Below are 21,329 nucleotides of genomic sequence, written 5' to 3'. Positions count from 1 at the left end.
TATGGTATGAATTTAAGTTTTTTTGTCCGATGTTGTACAGCTACTGTCCGATTATGAACGGTTTTTAATCTGAATTTAACTTAAGTTGTTGATAGATAGCTGTGTATGGTTTTGTTTTTGGGTTGGCACAGCCTTAGCTTATGGCTAAGCAATAAGTGCAATACAAAAATGGATAAGATTATACAGAAAAAGCGGTTCAGTAAGAAAACAATATCAACTATTGTAGGTGCAGTTATTTTAGTTGGCCTGGTAGGCTACGGATATAGCTTGTCTCTAAATAAAATTTACAAAGCCGATGCAGAAAAGCTGACCGTCAACCAGGTAACTTTTGGAGATTTTGAAGACGTGGTATTGTTAAATGCCAGTGTGGTTCCTTTAACTTCGGTAATTTTGAGTTCGCCGGAAGGTGGTACTGTAGCAGAGATCTTTACAGAAAATGGAGCTTCGGTAGTAAAGGGGACGCCTTTATTGAGAATCGCCAATCCAAATGCTTTATCGAGTTATACTTCCAGCGAGACCAGTATTACCGAACAGATCAATCAATTGAGAAAGTTAAGATTGGATCTGGAGCAAAACCAACGGGTAATGGGGCAGGATATGATGGATATTGAAAACAGTTTGAGAACCGCAACTCGTAAGTATAAAATTGATAGTACTTTATTCAAGAAAAATGTAATCACCAGGGAGGAATTCAATACTTCTAATCAAGATTATGAATATTTTCAAGGAAGAAGAGAGATTTTGAGACAAGCAATTAAACAGGAAAATCAAGGTAGGGTGATGCAGTTGAAGCAAATTGATATCTCCATTGGAAGAATGAACGAAAGCCTGGAAACGATCAGACAAAATATAGAAAACATGACCATTAAGGCACCTGTGGCAGGTCGTCTCTCCTCTTACGATCCGGTCATAGGTAAGTCTTACGCTCCTAATGAAATGCTGGGTAAGATTGATGTGTTGCAAGGATATAAATTGCAAGCCAGTGTAGACGAATATTATGTGAACAGGGTAAAAGAAGGGCAAACGGCGACTGTAGAATTTAATGGAAATACCTATAAACTGCTGGTTAGGAAAGTGATTCCTGAAGTTACTGCCGGACAGTTTCAGGTGGAATTGGTGTTTGACGGTAAAGCCCCGGAAGACCTGAGAAGAGGTTTATCTATGCAGGTGAAATTGATCCTTTCGGATAACAGTAAATCATTGCTTATTGCACAGGGACAATTCTTCCAAAGTACCGGTGGTACCTGGGTGTTCGTTTTGAAAGACGGAAAAGCTACCAAAAGAAATGTTAAAATCGGACGTAAAAACCACAAGTATTATGAAGTACTGGAAGGATTGCAAAAAGGAGAAGAAGTGATTACCTCTTCCTACGACCAGTTTAATCAATACGATATTGTAGAAGTAAGCAAATAATCTGAAAAATATAGCCATGATAAAAATCGAAAACCTGGAAAAAGTTTATAAAACGGAAGAAATTGAAACCACAGCTCTAAATGGGATTAACCTGCAGGTCAGAGAAGGAGAGTTTGTTTCCATTATGGGACCATCTGGATGTGGCAAGTCTACCCTGCTAAATGTAATGGGCCTACTGGATAAACCGGAAAGTGGGAGTTACAAATTTATTGATACGGAATTGCTGAAACTAAATGATAAAGAGCGTTCCAACTTCAGGAAACGCAATATGGGGTTTGTGTTTCAGAACTTTAACCTGATCGATGAATTGACGGTTTTTGAAAACATTGAGTTACCATTGATTTATAACAAAGTGGTAGCACCAGAACGCAAGCGATTGGTAAATGAGATCATCGAAAGGATGAATATTGTAAACAGGAGTGGGCATTTTCCACAGCAGCTTTCCGGTGGTCAACAGCAGCGTGTGGCGGTGGCTAGAGCTTTAGTGACCAAGCCGAAACTGGTACTTGCCGATGAGCCTACTGGTAACCTGGACAGTTCTCATGGTAATGAAGTTATGGAATTGCTTTGCGAATTGAATGAAACAGGAACTACCATCGTGATGGTAACACACTCTTCTCATGACGCCAGTTTTTCTAATCGCATCATCAATCTAAAAGATGGTCATGTGATCTCAGAAAAAATAAATAAAACCCGTACTGAAGAACTAATTTAAAAAACAACCACTGATGTTTAGACTCAACCTTAAAATCGCAATGCGCAACCTTTGGAAGAACAAAGGTTATACGCTCATTAATGTGGGTGGCCTGGCTATTGGCTTGGCTAGCTGTATGCTTTTGTTATTGTATGTTGCGTACGAATGGAGTTATGATAAACATACCACAGGTTACGACCGCACTTATGTGGTGTATAGCAACCAGAAAAATGCAAATAGTGTGGTGAGTTTTGCCTGGACACCCGGTATCATGGCGGACAACCTAAGAGAGACTATACCAGAACTCAGCTATGTCACCCATTCTACCTACCCTTCTGAATTTTTGATTACAAACGAGGATAAGTCCTACAAGAAGAGAGGAATGTTTACGGATCCTTCTTTTCTTAAAATCTTTGATTATAAATTTATTAAAGGAAATAAGAATCAGGCCTTGAAATCTCCAAACGGCGTGATTCTCACCGAAAAAACAGCTAAACTTTTGTTTGGTAATGAAGAACCTTTGAATAAAACACTAAAACTTGCTGACACGGAGCTGTTAACCGTGGAAGGGGTAATAGAAGATGTACCAACAACGAGCAGCATTAAGTTTGACTACCTGATGTCCTGGGAACTTTACGAAAAGCTAAATACATGGACTAAAAATGCCGGTTGGGGAAGTAATTACTGCTTTACCGTACTACAATTAAAGGATAATAGTGCCTTTGAAAAGGTAAGCAAGGAGATTCATGGTATCTATGGAAGAAACCAAAAAGATAATGGTAACATCGCTATTATTCACCCACTTGCCAAATGGCATTTATATGATGAGTTTGAAAATGGGAAATCTGTTGGAGGTAAGATAGATATGCTCAGGATTTTCTTTATCCTCGCTTTTTGTATTTTACTGATTGCCTGTATTAATTTTATGAACCTTTCTACTGCCAGGTCTGAAAAAAGAGCAAAAGAGGTGGGCGTGAGAAAGGCGATTGGTGCCTCTAGAAAAACGCTGATTAGTCAGTTTATCATGGAATCAGTGCTGCTTGCTTTCTTAGGCATGGTTGTCGCTTTCATCCTTATAGAATTTAGTCTTCCTTATTTCAATAACTTACTCAATGTGACATTGACTATTAATTACACTGACTGGAAATTCTGGATGTTATTATTTGGGTTGACTCTTTTTACGGGTTTTATTGCTGGTAGTTATCCAGCCTTTTACTTGTCATCCTTTGATCCGGTTAAGGTTTTAAAAGGGTTTGGCAGAGCTGGCGGGGCTTCTTTGTCGATCAGGAAGGTGTTGGTAGTGTTTCAATTTGTATTTGCCTCCTGTTTAATTATTTGTACTGCTGTGATTTATCAACAACTAATTTTTATAAAGAATAAACCGATTGGTTATGATAAAAATGGATTGATAGAAATTCCAATTGAAGGAGTTTTGAAAGACAAGTCGAAAGCAGAGTTGTTTCGTGATAGGTTGTTGAAAAGCGGTGTAGCAAGTAAGGTCAGCACTTTTAGTCTGAGTTTGACGCAAGGTGGAAATAATACGACTTCTGTAAGCTGGCCGGGTAAAAATCCAAATGAAAATATCATGTTTAATTTTAGGTTTGCCTACGATGATTTTGTAGGAACCCTTGGAGGGAGTATGCTGGAGGGGAGGGATTTTTCCCGTTCATTCCATGATTCAACTGGTGTAGTGATCAATGAAGCTGGGGCGAAAGTAATGGGGCTTTTGAAACCTGTGGGTTCAGTGGTCAGCTGGAATGATGGTCAATACACGATAATTGGTGTGATGAAAGATTTCGTGATGGAATCTCCTTATAAAAGTACTTCGCCTATGATCATTGGAAAAGGAATTGACAAGGAAGGAGTAATAGCGATGCGCTTAAATCCGAACCAAAACCTTAGCAGAGCAATATCAGAAGTAGAAACCATGATGAAGGAGGTCAATCCGGATTATCCAGCCACCGTTACTTTTGTGAGCGATAGCTTTGAATCGAAGTTCAAAAATGAAAAATTAATGGGGATACTGGCCAATTGGTTTGGGGGCTTCGCTGTATTTATTTCCTGCCTGGGACTGCTGGGACTTAGTTTGTACATGGCCGAGCAACGTAAAAAAGAAATCAGTATCCGGAAAGTATTGGGAGCCGGAAGTCTGCATATCCTGACTTTACTAAATAAAGATTTTGTGAAACTGGTGCTCATTGCCAATCTAATCGCTTTCCCGGTAGCTTATATCGTTATTAATAAATGGCTTTCTAAATATGAGTTTCGTATAGGGATTTCCTTGATTCCTTTTGTACTTGCAATCGTCTTATCCTTATTGATTGCCTTGTTTACAGTAAGTATCCAGTCGATTAAAGTGGTCAAAGCAAATCCTGTTGATGCTCTTAAATACGAATAAACTATGTTCAGACTTAACCTTAAAATCGCCTTGCGGAACTTATGGAAATATAGGGGTTATACCGCTATAAATATTGGCGGACTAGCTATTGCTTTAGGGGCCTTTATTTTAGGGGCCATTTATGTACGCTTTGAAACCAGTTTCGATCATAATGTTCCTAATTATAAACAGATCTATCAGGTAGGGAGAATATTACCTGATCGTAAAACAACTTATACTTCCTTATCCCTGGCAAAGGCGATGAAAGACGCGATACCTGAGATTGAAAATGTAGGCAGAAGTAGGAGAACTGATTTTGAGTTTGCGGCCCATACGAACGATGCCCGTATATACTTAAAAGATGTGATGACTGTAGATTATAGTTTGGCTAAAATGTTTAATTTGGAGATAGAGGGAGGACTCGCTAAACCGAAAGAGGGTGCCCTGAATCTGTATATGTCGAAGGAACAGGTTAAGGCTATATTTCCAAAGAAAACTCCTGATTTTCCCGTTAGAGTGGGTATAGGACCAAAAAATGCAATGCAATATGGTGATGTTACAGGAATCGTGAGCCATAATTCTGCACATTCAAATTTAGCTTTCGATGCTTTAGTCATTACTGAAGATGCAGGTAAAGATCAGGAACCGAGCGCTCATAATTATTATACTTATATTTCAGTTAAAGGAGGAACTGATATGGAATTGCTAAAGCAAAAAGTGGATGCTATTTTCAAGGAAGAGCTGAAAAAGGAGGGGTTGAATACCAATAATCAGAAAGATGCTACTGAACTAAAAAAAGCAAATCAATCGGAAATCTTCTTGGATCCTTTAGATAACCTGCACTTACGACCTGTTGCAGGTAACAATACCAATTATAAAATTGTGATGTCATTGTCTGTACTCACCGTTTTTGTGATGGTAATTGCCTGTGTTAATTTCACTAACCTAACAATTGCCCAAACCAATAAGAGAGCAAAGGAAGTTGGTGTGAAAAAGGTATTGGGTGCATCCCGTCTTAGTTTGGTTTTTCAGTTTCTCATAGAAATATTGATGCAATGTATGGTTGCACTGGTGATCGCAGTAATTCTTGCAGAAATTTTTCTACCCATTTTCAATGATGTTTTTAGTGTCTCATTTTCATTATGGAAGGGTAACTATGAGTTGATCTGGCAACTTCCACTGGTGTTGTTGATCATTACTTTAATTTCCGGTGTTTACCCTGCATTAGTCTTGTCAGGCTTTAAACCGGTATCAGTATTAAAAGGAAATCTTCAAACCAGTTTTAAAACACTCTGGTTGAGGAATGCCTTATTGGTAATCCAATTTACGGTGGCTATTGTTTTCATGGCTGGATTACTGATTGTGAGTAGTCAGCTGAAATATATGCGGACAGAAGATACAGGTTTTAAAGCCGGACAGGTGGTTTACATAAAAAACATGGTCTGGTTTGACCGTGGTTATTTTGAAAACATGAAATCAAGAATCCTGAAAATTCCAGGTGTCAATTCTTTTACCGTGGCATCGGATGTTCCAGATGGTACTCGCCCTGGAAGAGTAGATTATGCGATGGACGGAAAGATGCTGGGAATGGACATCGTTCATGTGGATTTCGACTATTTTGAGACCCTGCAAATGAAGCTCAAAGAAGGCCGTTTTTTTTCAAAGAACTTTCCTGCAGATGCTGAAAATGGGATCGTGCTCAATGAAGCTGCGGCGGCTGCTTATGGCATCACACAGCCTGTAGGAAAAACGATTCGCGGGTGTGACCAGGATTATCGAATTGTAGGGGTGGTTAAAGATGCGAAAATGCAAGGTTTCGAAGCTGCCGTAGAACCTACGGTTTACACAGTTAAAAGTACTTGTGCAAACGGTAAAATGAAATTGATGATGAATATCGATCCTGATCATATGGCAGGAGCGTTGGCAACTTTAAAATCGGAATGGAAGGACCTGAATAAAATGGATGGAGACGATTTTAGGTACGAATTTATGGATGAATTGTATGGCCGCTTATTTGAAAAACAGGAACAGTTACAGTCGGTATTTTATGTCGCCGCAATGCTGACCATTTTCATCGCTATCATTGGTCTTTTTGCCTTCTCCGCCTTTACCATTAGCAGCAGAATTAAGGAAATTTCCATTAGAAAGGTATTAGGAGCAACAGATTTTAATATCCTCAGTTTGCTAAATTCTTTCTTTGTTAGAATGGTATTAATTGCCAATCTGATCGGCTGGCCAATTGCTTATATCGTTGCACAAAGGTGGCTGGAAAGCTTTGCGTATAGAATTGAACTCCCTGTTTTTCCATTTGTCCTTGCGGGATTGATTAGTATTTTTCTGACGGTATTAACTGTAAGTTTCCAGGCAAGAAATGCTATGAAGTTAAATCCAGTGGACGCTTTAAAATATGAATAATAATTACATTCTATGTTCAAACTCAACCTTAAAATCGCCTTGCGTAACCTTTGGAAATATAGAGGGTATACTGCTATAAATATAGCTGGACTTGCAATCGGACTCGCTAGCTGTTTGCTGATCTTTCTTTTTTTAAGATTTCAGACAAGTTTTGATAACAGTTATGAGAAACAGGATAGGATTTATCGGGTAGTTTCTTCCTGGACTTACCCTGATGGGGATTTTTTCTCCAATGGCGTACCTGTTCCGTTAGCACCAGCGTTAAGAAACGACTTTTCACAATTGGAGCAGGTTGCTGCGGTGCGTAGCAGCAGAGGGGTAGTTATAGTAAAGAATACCCCAGAGAACCCAGATGTTAAAAGAAAAAAAACGGTGTTTTATGTGGAACCACAATTCTTTGATATTTTTAATATAGAATGGTTGTCTGGAAAACCGGCGGTTGCCTTAGTTGGCCCTGGTATGATGGTGCTTTCTGAAAAGTTAGCCACACAATATTTTGGTTCCTGGAAAAATGCCCTTGGAAAAAGTATAAATTATAACCAGTCCAGTGACTTTAAAATTACTGGTGTTTATAAGGATTTTCCTCAAAACAGTGATTTTCCATTTCAAATGATTGCCTCTTATGCTTCTTTCCCTGAAAAGGATTCCAAGGCCTGGGGGCACGTAACCAACAGATCGGAATGTTATGTATTGCTAAAACCGGGAATTACACCACCTGATCTAGATCAGTCTTTACAAAAGTTCATTCAAAAAAATTATACCAATAATGGCCCCGGAAAAGAACAGCATATTTTTCAGCAAATGAATCAGGTGCACCATGATGAACGTTTTGGGAATTTCAGGGATACCACCATCTCCTATAAAGAGCTGCTCGGCTTAGGAGTGATTGGTGTTTTTCTATTGATTACAGCTTGTATCAATTTTATCAATCTGGCAACTGCACAGGCAATCAGCAGGTCTAAAGAAGTTGGGGTGCGCAAAGTGATGGGTAGCAGACGTAGTCAGCTGATCTGGCAGTTTCTTACTGAAACTGCACTGATTACCACAATTGCTTTGTTGTTGGCTTGCGTCATTACCGAGTTGGCGATTCCTGGCATGGAGGGATTGATGGATGATAAGTTTTCCTTCAGACTTTTTTCGGAGCCTGCCATTTTTATATTTATGTTACTGTTGCTCATATTGGTTAGTTTCTTAGCGGGACTTTATCCTGCCTTCATTATCTCCGGATTTAGTCCGGCATTGGCTATTAAGAATAAGATCAGTGCCGCAAACGTGGGAGGTTTAGGATTAAGGAAAATACTGGTCGTTTTGCAGTTTGCAATAACCGCCGTATTGATTATTGCGACATTGGTAGTAGTCAGACAAATGGAATTTGTGAGGGAAAGATCACTGGGGTTTGACCATCAATCAGTTGCAGTAATTGATATTCCTTTAGACAAATCAAACATTCCTAAGTTAAATGGATTTAGAGAGAAGGTAATGCAATTGCACGGGGTCAAAGAAAGCAGTTATTTCAGTGCTGCACCATTGTCTAATGGTAATAATGAAATCAATTTTTCTTATGATCATCGGGGAAAGGATGAAGAGTTTCAATTGAATGTTAAGGATGCAGATGAGCACTATCTGAAAACTTTTGACCTGCAACTTGTCGCCGGACGGGGATTGTCAAAAAGCGATACCCTAAAAGAATTTATGGTGAATGAAACGCTGTTGAAGCTGTTAAATGTATCGCGCCCGGAAGATGCAATTGGAAAAATGTTGAAAGTTTATGATATTGAAAAACCAATTGTTGGCGTACTCAAAGATTTCAATAACAAATCACTCAAAGAGGCAATTACTCCCGTAGCGATCTTTAGTAACATGAAAAATTACGGATCATTTGCCATGAAAGTTGAACCGAAAGAACTTAGTAAAACCATGAGTAGTGTGGAGCAATTGTGGAATGCGACTTTTCCTAATGATGTATATGATATTGAATTTATGGACCAAACCATTGAAAGTTTCTATAAAACAGAGCGGGTGATGGGCGTACTGTTTAAAGTGTTCGCAGGAGTGATCATTTTTATCTCATTTATTGGTTTATTTGGACTGGTATCTTTTATTGCTACCCAAAAAACCAGGGAAATAGCCATTAGAAAAGTTTTGGGCGCCTCTACAATGGAGCTGGTGAAAATGCTGAATCGTTCTTTCCTTTATATGGTACTCATTGCAAATCTGGTGGCCTGGCCACTTGCTTATATTTTTGCTTCTAAATGGCTGAATGGCTTTGCCTACAGGACCAATTTAAGCATCTGGCCTTTTATCCTGGCAATGACTTTGTCTGTATTGATTACGTTAATTACCGTGACTTTAAGGTCTTTGAAAGCTGCCAAAACGAATCCCATAGATGCCCTTAAATATGAATAATATATCAATTTTTATAATACGAATACGATGATCACACTTGAAAACATAGAGAAATACTACGCAAATAAAGGCGTTAAAAGTTATATACTTCGTCATGTGAGTACCCAAATTAAACAGGGAGAATTTGTTTCCATTATGGGACCTTCGGGCGCAGGAAAATCCACTTTATTGAATATTCTTGGAATGTTGGAAGAGCCAACTTATGGCAAATATGAATTTATGGGTGAAGATGTACTTTCTCTCAATGAACGCAAGCGCATAGAGCTTTACAGGAATCATATCGGCTTTGTATTCCAAGCGTATCATTTGATTGATGAGATGACCGTAGCAGAAAACATTGAAACCCCTTTGTTGTATAAAAAGTTAGGTGTAGCAGAGCGTAAAATTAGGGTAGCCGATGTTTTGGATCGTTTCAACATGGTCGCTAAAAAAGACTTATTTCCGAATCAGCTTTCTGGTGGGCAGCAACAATTGGTGGGCATTGCCAGAGCTTTAGTGGCGCAGCCTTCAATCATTTTAGCAGATGAACCCACCGGAAATTTACAATCCACACAGGCGCTTCAAATTATGGAGTTGTTTAAGAAATTAAATGAAGAAGAAAATATTACAATTGTTCAGGTGACACATTCGGAAGTAAATGCCGCTTATGGGAAACGTATTCTGCATTTATTGGATGGCGTGATCAAAGAAGATCTTGCGCTTGACCTCACAGCGCGTTGAAATACGAATAGGTTTTTAGGGAATGGGCCGTATCTTTGTATTATGCAACGTAGTTTTACAGATCAGTTGGGTAACACCATTCAATTTAATTATCCGCCAAAACGAATTATTTCCTTAGTTCCTTCTCAAACGGAGCTATTGTTTGATCTGGGCCTGGATAAGGAGGTGGTTGGTCTGACCAAATTCTGCATTCATCCTGTTGATAAATTTGCCGAACGTACAAAAGTAGGGGGTACTAAGAAGCTAAATATGGAACTGATACGTAGTTTAGCACCTGATCTGATTATTGGCAATAAAGAAGAGAATACACAGGCCCAGATAGAAGAGTTAATGGCCGAATTTCCAGTATGGATGAGTGATATTTATACATTGGAGGACGCTAAAAATACAATCCATCAAATAGGAGTCTTGGTGGATAGACAACCTGAGGCGGCTTATCTAAATTACCTGATCAATGCTGGATTTACTGATTTGCAGACGTTAGCTTTGCAGCATGGAATTAACAAAAAGGTAGCTTACCTGATCTGGAGGGAACCTTATATGCTAGCTGGTAAGGATACTTTTATTGATGATGTTTTAACTTTGAATGGACTACAAAATGTGGTTAAGCAGCGTCGGTATCCTGAATTTGAGCTAAAAGACCTTGTGGAATTAAAGCCAGATCTGATTTTTCTGTCTTCAGAACCTTATCCCTTTAAGGAAAAACATCTGGAAGAAATAAAGAGCTTGATTCCGGAAGCTAAAGTTATGCTTGTTGATGGAGAGATGTTTTCCTGGTATGGCAGTAGGTTGGTTAAAGCGGTTCAATACCTGTTTGAATTGCAAAAGGAAATACTGTGAAAGCTGGTTCTGGAGGCTGGATGAAAGAAGATGAAAATATTTTTGCTGTAAACCAGTTGGTTAACTGTTTTTTTTGAAAATAATTCAAAAACCTTTTTGACTTGTTAGAACAATATCTATCTTTGCAATCCCGAAAGGGGACATCCTAACTGCGGAAGTGGCGTAATTGGTAGCCGCACCAGACTTAGGATCTGGCGCTTCACGGCGTGGGGGTTCGAGTCCCTTCTTCCGCACAACGGTCAAAAACAGCCTGAAAAGGCTGTTTTTTTGTTTAAAAGGCTTTTTAAATTCAATTTTTTTGACTGTTTATTGTTGTAAATTTCTGGTATACAGTGTTTAATGTAATTTTGGGATCAAGCAAAAAAGTTGGGGAGGGATTAATTTTGTTTAGATTTGCATTAAACAGCAATTATATTGGATTCTACCCTGCTTTCATTAATACTACCAGAAGGTCTTAGCGACTATTTTGAATTCGACCGAGCTGCTACAATTGACGGTTCAACCTATATTTATTTGATAGAAAAGAACATTCATCCACAAGAGTTTTCTGGAGATCATCTTTTATCTAAAGGATTCTACGATGAGGCTTCCGTTCGAGACTTTCCTTTGCGTGGCAAACCTTGTTTTTTAAACCTTAAGCGTCGGAAATGGCTCAACACCCGAACAAGTAAGATCGTTTCCCGGGATTGGCAATTAGTTGCCGAAGGCACAAAGATGACTCAAGAGTTTGCCTTTTTTTTTGAAAGACTATTTGGATTCCACCCCAATAAGCTGTAAAAGTCTTGGCCATTTCTTTGGTGTTGACGGAAAGCGTCTGGAAGAGCAATATGCCCGCCATTTAAGTGATTTTAGCAGCTGGGATCAGGCGGAACACTCTGAGAATTGGCTGCTTTTTGCTAATAATATGGGGGAATATTTATCAATTGATGAAACTAGCCTTTCACAAGGAGAGCTCTATACAATACTGACTAATAAAGGGGCAAAAGGGAAGAAAGGTGCTTTGGTAGCAATTGTAAAGGGTACTGAAAGCGAGTCGATCATAAAGGTTCTTCACAGAATGAAGGAGCAGGTAAGGAAACAAGTAAAAGAAGTAACCCTTGATCTGGCTCCGACAATGACCAGAATAGTAAAAAGGAGTTTTCCAAAAGCAAAGCTTGTTTCAGATAGGTTCCATGTACAGCAATTGGCTAATGAAGGTGTCCAGGAAATCAGGATTAAACATAGATGGGATGCTATAGAACAGGAAAACAAAGAAATGGATCTAGCCAGAGAAGTAAAGAAGCCTTGGATTCCCGAACTTCTGGAAAATGGAGATACGATAAAACAGTTACTGGCTAGAAGTAGGTATTTGTTATTTAAAAAAGAAGTAAACTGGACTCCTTCACAAAATCACAGGGCAGAACTGTTATTTAAGCTATACCCAGATTTGCAGCAAGCGTATAAAGTCTCCCAGGAACTGTCTTCAATACTCAGCCATTCAAAAACTAAAATGATTGCCTTTAAAAAGTTAGCCTTATGGTATAACAAGATAGAAAAAATGGGTTATAAATCCTTCAATACCATATCAAGAACCGTTCAGAACAATTATGAAACAATATTAAACTACTTTGATAACAGATCCACTAATGCCTCCGCAGAATCTTTTAATGCGAAGATTAAAGCTTTTAGAACGCAATTTAGAGGGGTAAGAAATGTCAAATTTTTCCTATTCAGGTTATCAAAAATATATGCCTAATCCCTCCCCAACTTTTTTGCTTGATCCTAATTTTGGTTCATGAGGAATATGGGGCTTGTATGAATTTCCTATGAGTGTGGTCTGGCTCTGCATGACACCAAATTAAGAGTTGAACTTTTATTAGACGGTGCATTATTTCGTCTGCTTTTCTACTGCTATTCGACTGGTATTGGACTGGTATGGTACTGCTTTTACCAGTTTAAATACAATTTTAGAGTAATCTTATTTTAGCTTTTATAATTCATGAGTAATTAAGACTGATGTTAATTATTGCAGAAAGTATTCAATTGTTGAGTCTTTGGAGTGCTGAAGATCAGGTAGTGTATAGGTATAATATTTTAAATTATAAGCTTTGAAATCAACAAAAAAGCTTATATTTGCGCCCTCGAAAGGAAAATTTGAGCGGTAGATTGGAAGTTGATCTTCCACAGTAAACTTCCTCCGCAACACGGGGGATTTTTTGTATATAGACATTAATAATTATTGATTCAGAAAAATGAACATTACACAGGAAAAAATTAACGACTTAAACGCGGTTGTAAAAATTAAGATTGCGCCTGAAGATTATACTGAAAAGGTTGATAAATCTATAAAAGAGCAAGCTAAAAAAGCGACGCTTCCAGGTTTCCGTAAAGGAATGGTTCCTGCAGCCCACATTAAAAAGATGTACGGTAGAAGCATTCTTGTAGAAGAAATCAATAATTTGTTAAGTGAGACATTAAACAAACACCTTACTGATAATAAAGTAGAAATTCTTGGTCAGCCTTTACCTGTAATGGATGATTCTAAAGAATTTAAATGGGATTATACAGATGAGTTCGAATTTGATTATGAATTAGGACTTGCTCCTGCAATTGATGTAGCAATCACTTCTAAAGATAAGTTTACTCAATATGTTGTTAAAGCTGATGAAGAAACCCTTGCTGCGCGTATCAAAAATATCCGCAGAAGCTATGGCAAAATGACAAACCCTGAAGTTTCGGCAGAAGAGGATGTACTTTATGCCGAATTAGCACAACTTTCTGCAGATGGTTCAGTTTTTGAAGGTGGTATTACGCAAACAGGATCTATTCGTTTAGATCAGGTTACAGATAAAAAGATTTTAAAATCTTTAATCGGTTTAAAAAAGGATGATGTTGTAGAACTTGATGTTCAGAAAGCTTTTGATAAAAATGAGGTAATCATTGCCAAATTATTAAACATTAGCGAAGAAGATGCTAAGGATTTACAATCTAAATTCCAGGTAACGGTTAAAAACGTAAACCGTTTAGAGGAGGCTGATTTAAACCAGGAGTTCTTTGATAAAATATTTGGTGAAGGTGTAGTAACTGATGAGGCTGGTTTTACGGCCAAAATCACTGAAGAAATTGAAAGTATGTTTAAACAGGATGCTGATCGCAAACTGCAAAATGACATCTACACTAAACTGATCGAAAGCGTAAATATTGAATTGCCAGATGAGTTTTTACGCAAGTGGTTAAAAGCTACTAACGAAAAATTAACTGACGAGGAATTGGCTGAAGGTTATGATGATTTTGCTAAAAATCTGAAATGGACTTTAATCGAAAATAAATTGATTAAAGACAATAACATCGAAATTAAATATGAAGATGTTTTTCAGACTGCGAAACAACGTTTAGATGCGCAATTCAGAATGTATAGCCCAAGTCCAATGCCTGAAGATCAATTAGCGCAATACACAGCTACTTTCCTGAAAGAGAAAGATAACGCTAACCGTATTTTTGACGAAGTGAAAGCACTTAAGGTTTTTGAATACATTCAATCAGTTGCTACTTTAGACCAAAAAGAAATAGCTTATAATAAATTTATAGAGTTGAAATAAGTACTGTTTTTAAACGGTAAAGTTTTAATTTTTAATAGAATATAGATAAGGCGGCTTTATTTAAGGCCGCCTTGTTTATATAAAAGGAAACTCAAATTTTACAATACCACAATAAATTACCAAATTAGTTTTATTACTATTGGTGAATATAAAATTACAGGAGATAACAATTACAAATCATGAAGATAGATAAAGACGAATTTAGAAAATACGCAGTTAAACATCACCGCATTAATGGTTTAAATGTTGATCGTTTTATTGGTGCTACCAACAATTCACCTAAGAGCATGACTCCTTACATTATTGAGGAACGCCAGCTGAATGTTGCTCAAATGGATGTGTTTTCACGACTAATGATGGATCGTATCATCTTTTTAGGAGATGCGATTTATGATGGAAATGCAAATATTATTCAGGCGCAATTGTTGTTCTTACAATCTACAGATAACAACAGAGATATCCAGATTTATATCAACTCACCTGGTGGTTCGGTATATGCAGGTTTAGGTATCTATGATACTATGCAATATATCACGCCTGATGTAGCCACCATCTGTACAGGTATGGCAGCATCTATGGGAGCAGTATTGCTGGTTGCCGGTGCTAAAGGTAAACGTGCAGCATTACCACACTCACGTGTGATGATTCATCAACCGTCTGGTGGTGCACAAGGTGTAGCTTCAGATATGGAGATCAACCTGAGAGAGATGCTTAAATTGAAAAAAGAGTTATACGATATTATAGCAAACCACTCCGGACAATCGTACGAGTGGGTAGAGAAAGCTTCAGACCGTGATTACTGGATGAAAGCTGATGAAGCAAAAGGCTTCGGAATGATTGATGAAGTGCTAGGTGCTAGCAACAAAGACTAAAAGATGGCAAAACAAAGTAAAGAATCCCGTTGTTCTTTTTGTGGCTCAGGTAAGCAGGATACTTTAATGCTTATTGAGGGACTGGATGCATTTATCTGTGATAAATGCGTAGCCCAGGCCAATCAGCTACTGGTACAAGAACTAGGGAGTAAAAAATCGAAACCTTTAGACACTTCGATTACACTATTGAAACCACAGGAAATTAAGGCACATATTGATCAGTATGTTATTGGTCAGGATGATGCTAAGAAAGTACTTTCGGTAGCGGTGTATAATCACTATAAAAGATTAAGTCAGAAGGTTGATAAAGCAGATGAGGTGGAGATCGAAAAGTCTAACATCATGCTTGTAGGCGAAACCGGTACAGGTAAAACCTTATTGGCCAAGACTATTGCTAAGATATTGCATGTGCCTTTTTGCATTTGCGATGCAACAGTACTTACTGAGGCCGGCTATGTTGGTGAAGATGTTGAGAGTATTCTTACCCGTCTATTGCAGGCTGCCGATTATGATGTAGCTTCTGCAGAACGAGGAATTGTATACATTGATGAGGTGGATAAGGTTGCACGTAAGAGTGATAATCCTTCTATCACCCGTGATGTATCGGGAGAAGGCGTACAACAGGCGCTATTGAAGATTTTAGAGGGTACTGTAGTGAATGTGCCACCTCAAGGTGGTCGTAAACACCCGGATCAGAAAATGATCCCCGTGAATACCAACAACATCTTATTTATTTGCGGTGGTGCATTTGATGGTATTGAACGTAAGATTGCCAATAGGTTGCGTACGCAAGCTGTGGGGTATAAGGTCAAAAAAGAAGATGCTGAGCTTGATCTTAAAAATCTGTACAAATACATTACACCACAGGATTTAAAATCATTTGGTTTAATACCGGAATTGATTGGTCGTGTTCCTGTTTTAACACACCTGAATCCATTGGATAAACAAGCATTGCGTAATATTCTTACGGAACCTAAAAACTCTTTGTTCCGTCAGTATGTTAAACTGTTTGAACTGGAAAATGTGAAACTTTCATTTGATGATGAGGTATTAGATTTTATAGTTGATAAGGCTATGGAATATAAATTGGGCGCAAGGGGACTACGTTCTATTTGTGAAGCCATTATGTTGGATGCCATGTTTGAGATCCCCTCGGACACAAGTGTTAAGGAATTAAACATTACACTCGATTATGCGGTGGAAAAATTTGAAAAGGCCGACTTTAAGAAGTTAAAAGCTGCCTAGAAATTTAATCCCCGGTTTACCGGGGATTTTTTTTTATATTGTTATTTAGAAAGGAAGAATATATGAACGAAGAAAAAGATGTAAAGAAAGACGAACTACTATCAGAAAAGAAAAAAAGAGTAAAAGAAGTAGAATCACCTGTAAGAAAAGGTTTGAAATCTAAAGAAGAGATCGTAAGAAACTGGTTGCCGCGATATACCGGAAGACCACTGGAAGAATTTGGACAGTATATATTGCTGACGAACTTTAGCAAGTATGTGCAGATGTTCTCTGAATGGAATGACAATGCGCCAATAATGGGTATTGATAAACCTATGCAAAGTGTAACTGCCAATGGCATTACCATCATTAATTTTGGTATGGGAAGTCCGTTGGCTGCAACCATGATGGATCTGTTGACCGCTATCACTCCTAAGGCTGTATTGTTTTTGGGTAAGTGTGGTGGATTAAAGAAGAAGAATCAATTGGGAGATTTGATTTTGCCTATAGCTGCTATAAGAGGCGAGGGGACGTCGAATGACTATTTACCAGCAGAAGTACCAGCTCTACCTGCTTTTGCGCTCCAGAAGGCTATATCGACCACTATACGCGATCATTCCAGAGATTATTGGACAGGTACTTGTTATACCACCAACCGAAGGGTATGGGAGCACGATAAAAGCTTTAAAAAATACCTTAAAAGTTTAAGGGCGATGGCTGTGGATATGGAAACTGCAACTATTTTTACAACTGGTTTTGCAAATAAAATTCCAACTGGTGCCTTGTTATTGGTTTCAGACCAGCCGATGATTCCTGAAGGCGTTAAAACAGCAGAAAGCGATAGTAATGTTACTTCAACTTACGTGGAAACACACCTTAAAATAGGTATTGATTCGTTGAAACAGTTAATTAATAATGGACTTACGGTTAAGCATCTGCACTTCTAATCGTCGGTCAGGCTTTTAGGGTAATCAAACTGGAGGAGCTTACCGGTATGGTAGCTTACCAGTGCCCAATCGTCGACCTCAAATTCTATCAATACTGTCCCACAAGTTGGGATGTTATCGATATCCCCATCACTAAGGTAATTGGCCAAATCCGTGAATCCTGGATTGTGTCCGAAGACAGCGATATAGTCAAACTTATTGTTAAAGTTGTTGATCACTTTCAATAAAGTTTTGACATTCGCTTCGTAAATTGAGGGCTCCTCTTTTATTTGTTCTGTAGATTTTTTCCAGGCCTGAACAAAATGTTTGGCTGTAGTAATGGCTCTTAATGCCGGGCTACTTACTATTTGTTGTGGGACAAGGTCTTTTTGAAGTAGCCTTGCAGCCATTTCTGGTGCATTTCTGTGACCTCTTGGGTTCAAGGGTCTGTCAAAATCTGCAAGATGGGCATTTCCCCATTCCGATTTACCATGTCTAACTAATAGAAGTTTTTTAGCCATTACTGAGTTTGTTTAGTACACTGTTTATAACAACTGATTCCGATAAATTGTTCATGCAGGCAAAATCTCCTCTATAACAAGGGATGTTGCCATATATTGAGCAAGGCCTGCAGTAAAGGTCGATTTGCACAGCGTCATTCATAGATTGGCCATAGCCTAAGAAACCTGCATAAGGATGAGTAGCTCCCCACACAGAAACTACAGGGATGTTTTTTAATGAAGCCAGATGCATACCAGACGAATCCATGCTCAACATGATATCCAGGTTTGAAATGAGTTTCAGCTCATCCTCAAGTTTAATTTTTTTTACAACAGATGTAATATTTTCGTATTTTGCTTCCCATTGGGTAGCAATGCGTGCTTCTTCATCAGTACCTCCAAAGATAAAAAGCTGATGTCCGGCATCAGCGAGTGCCAGTAGTACTGTTTCCATTTTAAGTAATGGATAAACCTTTTGTTGATGCCGGGCAAAAGGACTTACGCCTATCCATTTTTTTGTTTTGGGAAGCCGGGCAAAAGGAAATGTTTCTCCTGGTAGCGCATCAGGAATGCTTTTTTCTAAAGAATTTTTAAGGACAAACGGAAAACCGAGCTCCTTGAATACATCGGCATAGCGGATTAAAGTAGGTTTAAGCTGTCTGAATAGCTTATTCTCTTTACGTGTTAGCTCCGCTTTTTCTTTTCGACCTTTGTCAAGCACTGCAACCTTCACTCCTGTAAGGGTAAAGAAGGTACATAATATTTTACTTCTTAAGTTATTATGCAGATCGGCAACGGCGGTTATCCGTTCCTTTCTAAGGGCAATAAATAGCTTAATCAGTCCCAGGAACCCTTTATGTTTTACTTTCGGATCAAAAGAGTAAAAACTTAGATTCGGAATGTCTTTAAAGAAAGGCTTAAATAAAGTACGGCTAACCATTAGTAATTCTGTATCAGGATAGTCCCGTATAAATTCTTTTAATACGGGAGCTGTCATGGCTACATCTCCCATTGCAGAGAAACGAATTACCAATATTTTATTTGCGCCTGTCATTCATTATTTGGGTTGTAAAGGACAGGGTTAAGGCTTGGGTCATTATACATTTTCATTTGCTTATAAACTTTCATGTATTTGGCGCCACTCTCAATGTCCTGTATCAATTCGTCTAAGCTATTAGAAAGATCAGTTTGTTGGTTTAACAGGATGTTAAGTTTTTGTGTACAAAGATTTTTGTGCTCTTCACCAGCGTCAGTACGTAAGGTTTCCTCTTTCATGTGGTAAACCTTTAAGGCCAGAATAGACAAGCGGTCTATCACCCAGGCAGGGCTTTCAGAGTTGATTTTTGCAGCCGTATCTGGTTTAATATTTTTGTATTCTTCCAAAAAATAACTGTCAATATACTCTACTACATCAGTACGTTCCTGATTTGATGCATCTATTCGTCTTTTCCATTGTAATCCTTCAACGGGGTTGATTTCGGGATTACGCACTACATCTTCCATGTGCCATTGAACAGTGTCTATCCAACATTTCAAATACAGTAAATGCTCAATAGAACTGATGCGATATGGATTTTTAATAGGTTGATCTATATTGTTATGGATGTGATAATCATTAATCGCCTCTCCGAATATTTTATTACAAAGCTTACTAATCATGGTTCAAAGGTAAGTATAACTATTTTTTATTACCGAAGTATTGAGAGATATCTTGCAATGAAAAAGCATTTAAACACTGTTTTGCAGTTAAGCCACCTTTTCTTCCAACCAATACACCATAATGCATATCATGAAATCCTTCTTTTCTATGCGCATCTGGATTTATGGAAAGTAACACACCTTTTTCAAGCGCGTAACGATGCCAGCGCCAGTCTAGATCTAACCTAAGCGGATTTGCATTGATTTCTATGACTACATTGTTTGCCGCACAGGCATCGATTATTTTGGCGTAATCAATTGGGTAGCCTTTTCGGCTCAGCAATAACCTGCCTGTTGGGTGCCCGAGGATAGTTGTATAGGGATTTTCAATCGCTGTAATTAGCCTTGAAGTTGCCTTTTCTTCATCCATTCTTAAAATACTATGTACAGAAGCAACTACAAAGTCGAAGGTTTTAAGGATGTCATCACTATAATCAAGTGAGCCATCATACAAGATGTCACTCTCTATGCCTTTAAATATGCGGAAAGGGGCGAGCTTTGCATTTAAAGCATCAATTTCCTGATGCTGTGCATAAATCCGCTGCTCGTTTAGTCCATTGGCATAAAAGGCAGATTTGGAGTGATCGCACATGCCCAGGTATGCTAATTTAAGCGTTTCCTTACAGTATATGGCCATTTCTTCAAGGGTATGCACACCATCACTCCAGGTAGAGTGGTTGTGTAAGGTTCCTTTCAAATCCGCATCAGTAATTAACAGTGGTAACCTATCCTCTTTAGCCAGTAAAATTTCGTCAAGACCTTCTCTTAGCTCCGGTGCTACAAAAGCCAATCCGGCTTTTTTGTAGATAGCCTGTTCATCCTCAAAAGGGCCGTCACCAGCAAGCGTTAATACGCTATGTACATGTTGTTCATTACCGGTAAGTTTAAACCAATTGAGGTAGAAATCATTTTTTTGAACAACGGTAAGCTTAATTTTTAAGCCCAATTCGTTGCTAGCCAGGTATGTTCCATCGGCTTGCATTTCAAACGCAATTGACTTAAATGCCGTTATCTTTTCCTGTATTTCTTCCGGGGTGTTGACACCTATAACCAGTTCAATTCCTTCGATAATTTCCAGACAGCGTCGATAATCGCCGGCTATGCCAAGTAAAGGATTGCCGGTAACTGTATTTAACCAGGCAGCAAGGTCGGCATATAGTTTATTGACCAGTCCTTCAACATGAGCATACAGGAATTTACCTTGCGCTGCCATTTTAAATTCAATGATCTTTTTAATCTCTTCCTGAGTTTTCAGTCCAAAACCTTTGGCTTCGATTAACCTGTTCTCATTACAGGCATAGTAAAGCTCTCCGATATTTTCAATACCAAGATCTTTCCAGATCACTACAATTTTTTTTGGTCCGATGCCCTTAATACCCAGCATTTCGACAATCCCTTCAGGTGTTTCGGTAAGGATAGCTTCTAGCTCGGCCATTGTTCCGGTTTCCAACAATTCCCACACCTTGGCAGATATACTTTTACCGAGCCCATCAATCTGGCCTATTTCTTCAAGGGTTTTACCTTGAATGGCATAAGGTAATTTATCTACCTTAAAAGCAGCATTGGCCACTGATTTAATTTTAAAAGGGTTCTCATTGTGAAGTTCCATCAATTGAGAAAGCAGGCGTAAGGTGCGGGCAATGGTTTTATTTTCCATTAAGAAAAT

The 21,329-nt window shown here is 38.5% G+C and carries 17 protein-coding genes and 1 tRNA gene; 14 read left to right on the top strand and 4 right to left on the bottom strand.

Features of this window, described 5'->3' with window-relative positions; genetic code table 11:
- The first annotated feature begins 168 nt into the window (after window positions 1-168).
- From P0Y49_15610 to P0Y49_15545, 14 genes are all read left to right on the top strand, one after another.
- Window positions 169-1,413, top strand: coding sequence for an HlyD family efflux transporter periplasmic adaptor subunit (locus P0Y49_15610; GenBank protein ID WEK18217.1), 1,245 nt, complete (start codon window positions 169-171; stop codon window positions 1,411-1,413).
- Window positions 1,414-1,429: 16 nt separating this feature from the next.
- Window positions 1,430-2,128 (top strand): ABC transporter ATP-binding protein, encoded by a 699-nt coding sequence (locus P0Y49_15605; protein ID WEK18216.1) that lies wholly within the window; start codon window positions 1,430-1,432, stop codon window positions 2,126-2,128.
- Window positions 2,129-2,141: 13 nt separating this feature from the next.
- Window positions 2,142-4,505 (top strand): ABC transporter permease, encoded by a 2,364-nt coding sequence (locus tag P0Y49_15600; GenBank protein WEK18215.1) that lies wholly within the window; start codon window positions 2,142-2,144, stop codon window positions 4,503-4,505.
- A gap of 3 nt (window positions 4,506-4,508) precedes the next feature.
- A complete protein-coding gene (locus P0Y49_15595) occupies window positions 4,509-6,899 on the top strand; it encodes an ABC transporter permease (protein WEK18214.1) in 2,391 nt (796 codons plus the stop codon).
- 12 nt (window positions 6,900-6,911) lie between these two features.
- On the top strand, window positions 6,912-9,305 hold the full coding sequence (locus P0Y49_15590) for an ABC transporter permease (GenBank protein ID WEK18213.1): 2,394 nt from the start codon (window positions 6,912-6,914) through the stop codon (window positions 9,303-9,305).
- 27 nt (window positions 9,306-9,332) lie between these two features.
- Entirely contained in the window at window positions 9,333-10,025 is a 693-nt protein-coding gene (locus P0Y49_15585) for an ABC transporter ATP-binding protein (protein WEK18212.1), read from the top strand.
- 42 nt (window positions 10,026-10,067) lie between these two features.
- On the top strand, window positions 10,068-10,865 hold the full coding sequence (locus P0Y49_15580) for a helical backbone metal receptor (protein ID WEK18211.1): 798 nt from the start codon (window positions 10,068-10,070) through the stop codon (window positions 10,863-10,865).
- A gap of 151 nt (window positions 10,866-11,016) precedes the next feature.
- Window positions 11,017-11,098, top strand: a tRNA-Leu gene (locus P0Y49_15575).
- 181 nt (window positions 11,099-11,279) lie between these two features.
- Window positions 11,280-11,642, top strand: a complete 363-nt coding sequence (locus P0Y49_15570) for a hypothetical protein (GenBank protein ID WEK18210.1) — start codon at window positions 11,280-11,282, stop codon at window positions 11,640-11,642.
- Window positions 11,605-12,600, top strand: a complete 996-nt coding sequence (locus P0Y49_15565) for a transposase (GenBank protein ID WEK18209.1) — start codon at window positions 11,605-11,607, stop codon at window positions 12,598-12,600. The genes P0Y49_15570 and P0Y49_15565 overlap by 38 nt, the downstream gene beginning before the upstream one ends.
- Window positions 12,601-13,096: 496 nt before the next feature.
- On the top strand, window positions 13,097-14,443 hold the full coding sequence (gene tig / locus P0Y49_15560; protein WEK18208.1) for a trigger factor: 1,347 nt from the start codon (window positions 13,097-13,099) through the stop codon (window positions 14,441-14,443).
- Between the two features lie 179 nt (window positions 14,444-14,622).
- On the top strand, window positions 14,623-15,315 hold the full coding sequence (clpP, locus tag P0Y49_15555; GenBank protein ID WEK18207.1) for an ATP-dependent Clp endopeptidase proteolytic subunit ClpP: 693 nt from the start codon (window positions 14,623-14,625) through the stop codon (window positions 15,313-15,315).
- Between the two features lie 3 nt (window positions 15,316-15,318).
- Complete coding sequence (gene clpX, locus P0Y49_15550) at window positions 15,319-16,560, top strand: ATP-dependent Clp protease ATP-binding subunit ClpX (protein WEK18206.1); 1,242 nt, start codon at window positions 15,319-15,321, stop codon at window positions 16,558-16,560.
- Between the two features lie 62 nt (window positions 16,561-16,622).
- Complete coding sequence (locus P0Y49_15545) at window positions 16,623-17,486, top strand: AMP nucleosidase (protein WEK18205.1); 864 nt, start codon at window positions 16,623-16,625, stop codon at window positions 17,484-17,486.
- On the opposite strand, the gene P0Y49_15540 is transcribed toward P0Y49_15545, so the two are convergent.
- Genes P0Y49_15540 through P0Y49_15525 form a run of 4 tightly spaced genes read right to left on the bottom strand, consistent with a single transcriptional unit; the run spans window position 17,483 to window position 21,320 of the window.
- Window positions 17,483-17,986: a histidine phosphatase family protein gene (locus tag P0Y49_15540; protein ID WEK18204.1), complete on the bottom strand. Its 504-nt coding sequence runs from the start codon at window positions 17,984-17,986 to the stop codon at window positions 17,483-17,485. The genes P0Y49_15545 and P0Y49_15540 overlap by 4 nt on opposite strands.
- On the bottom strand, window positions 17,979-19,019 hold the full coding sequence (locus P0Y49_15535; protein WEK18203.1) for a glycosyltransferase family 9 protein: 1,041 nt from the start codon (window positions 19,017-19,019) through the stop codon (window positions 17,979-17,981). The genes P0Y49_15540 and P0Y49_15535 overlap by 8 nt, the downstream gene beginning before the upstream one ends.
- Window positions 19,016-19,624, bottom strand: a complete 609-nt coding sequence (locus tag P0Y49_15530) for a DUF4254 domain-containing protein (protein ID WEK18202.1) — start codon at window positions 19,622-19,624, stop codon at window positions 19,016-19,018. Before P0Y49_15530 ends, P0Y49_15535 begins: the two co-directional genes overlap by 4 nt.
- 19 nt (window positions 19,625-19,643) lie before the next feature.
- Complete coding sequence (locus P0Y49_15525; GenBank protein ID WEK18201.1) at window positions 19,644-21,320, bottom strand: helix-hairpin-helix domain-containing protein; 1,677 nt, start codon at window positions 21,318-21,320, stop codon at window positions 19,644-19,646.
- Between the last annotated feature and the right edge of the window lie 9 nt (window positions 21,321-21,329).

The organism is Candidatus Pedobacter colombiensis (assembly GCA_029202485.1).
GTDB classification, from domain to species: domain Bacteria; phylum Bacteroidota; class Bacteroidia; order Sphingobacteriales; family Sphingobacteriaceae; genus Pedobacter; species Pedobacter colombiensis.
The sequence above is the reverse complement of the archived record's forward strand: the minus strand, read 5'-3'. Positions and strand labels throughout refer to the sequence as shown.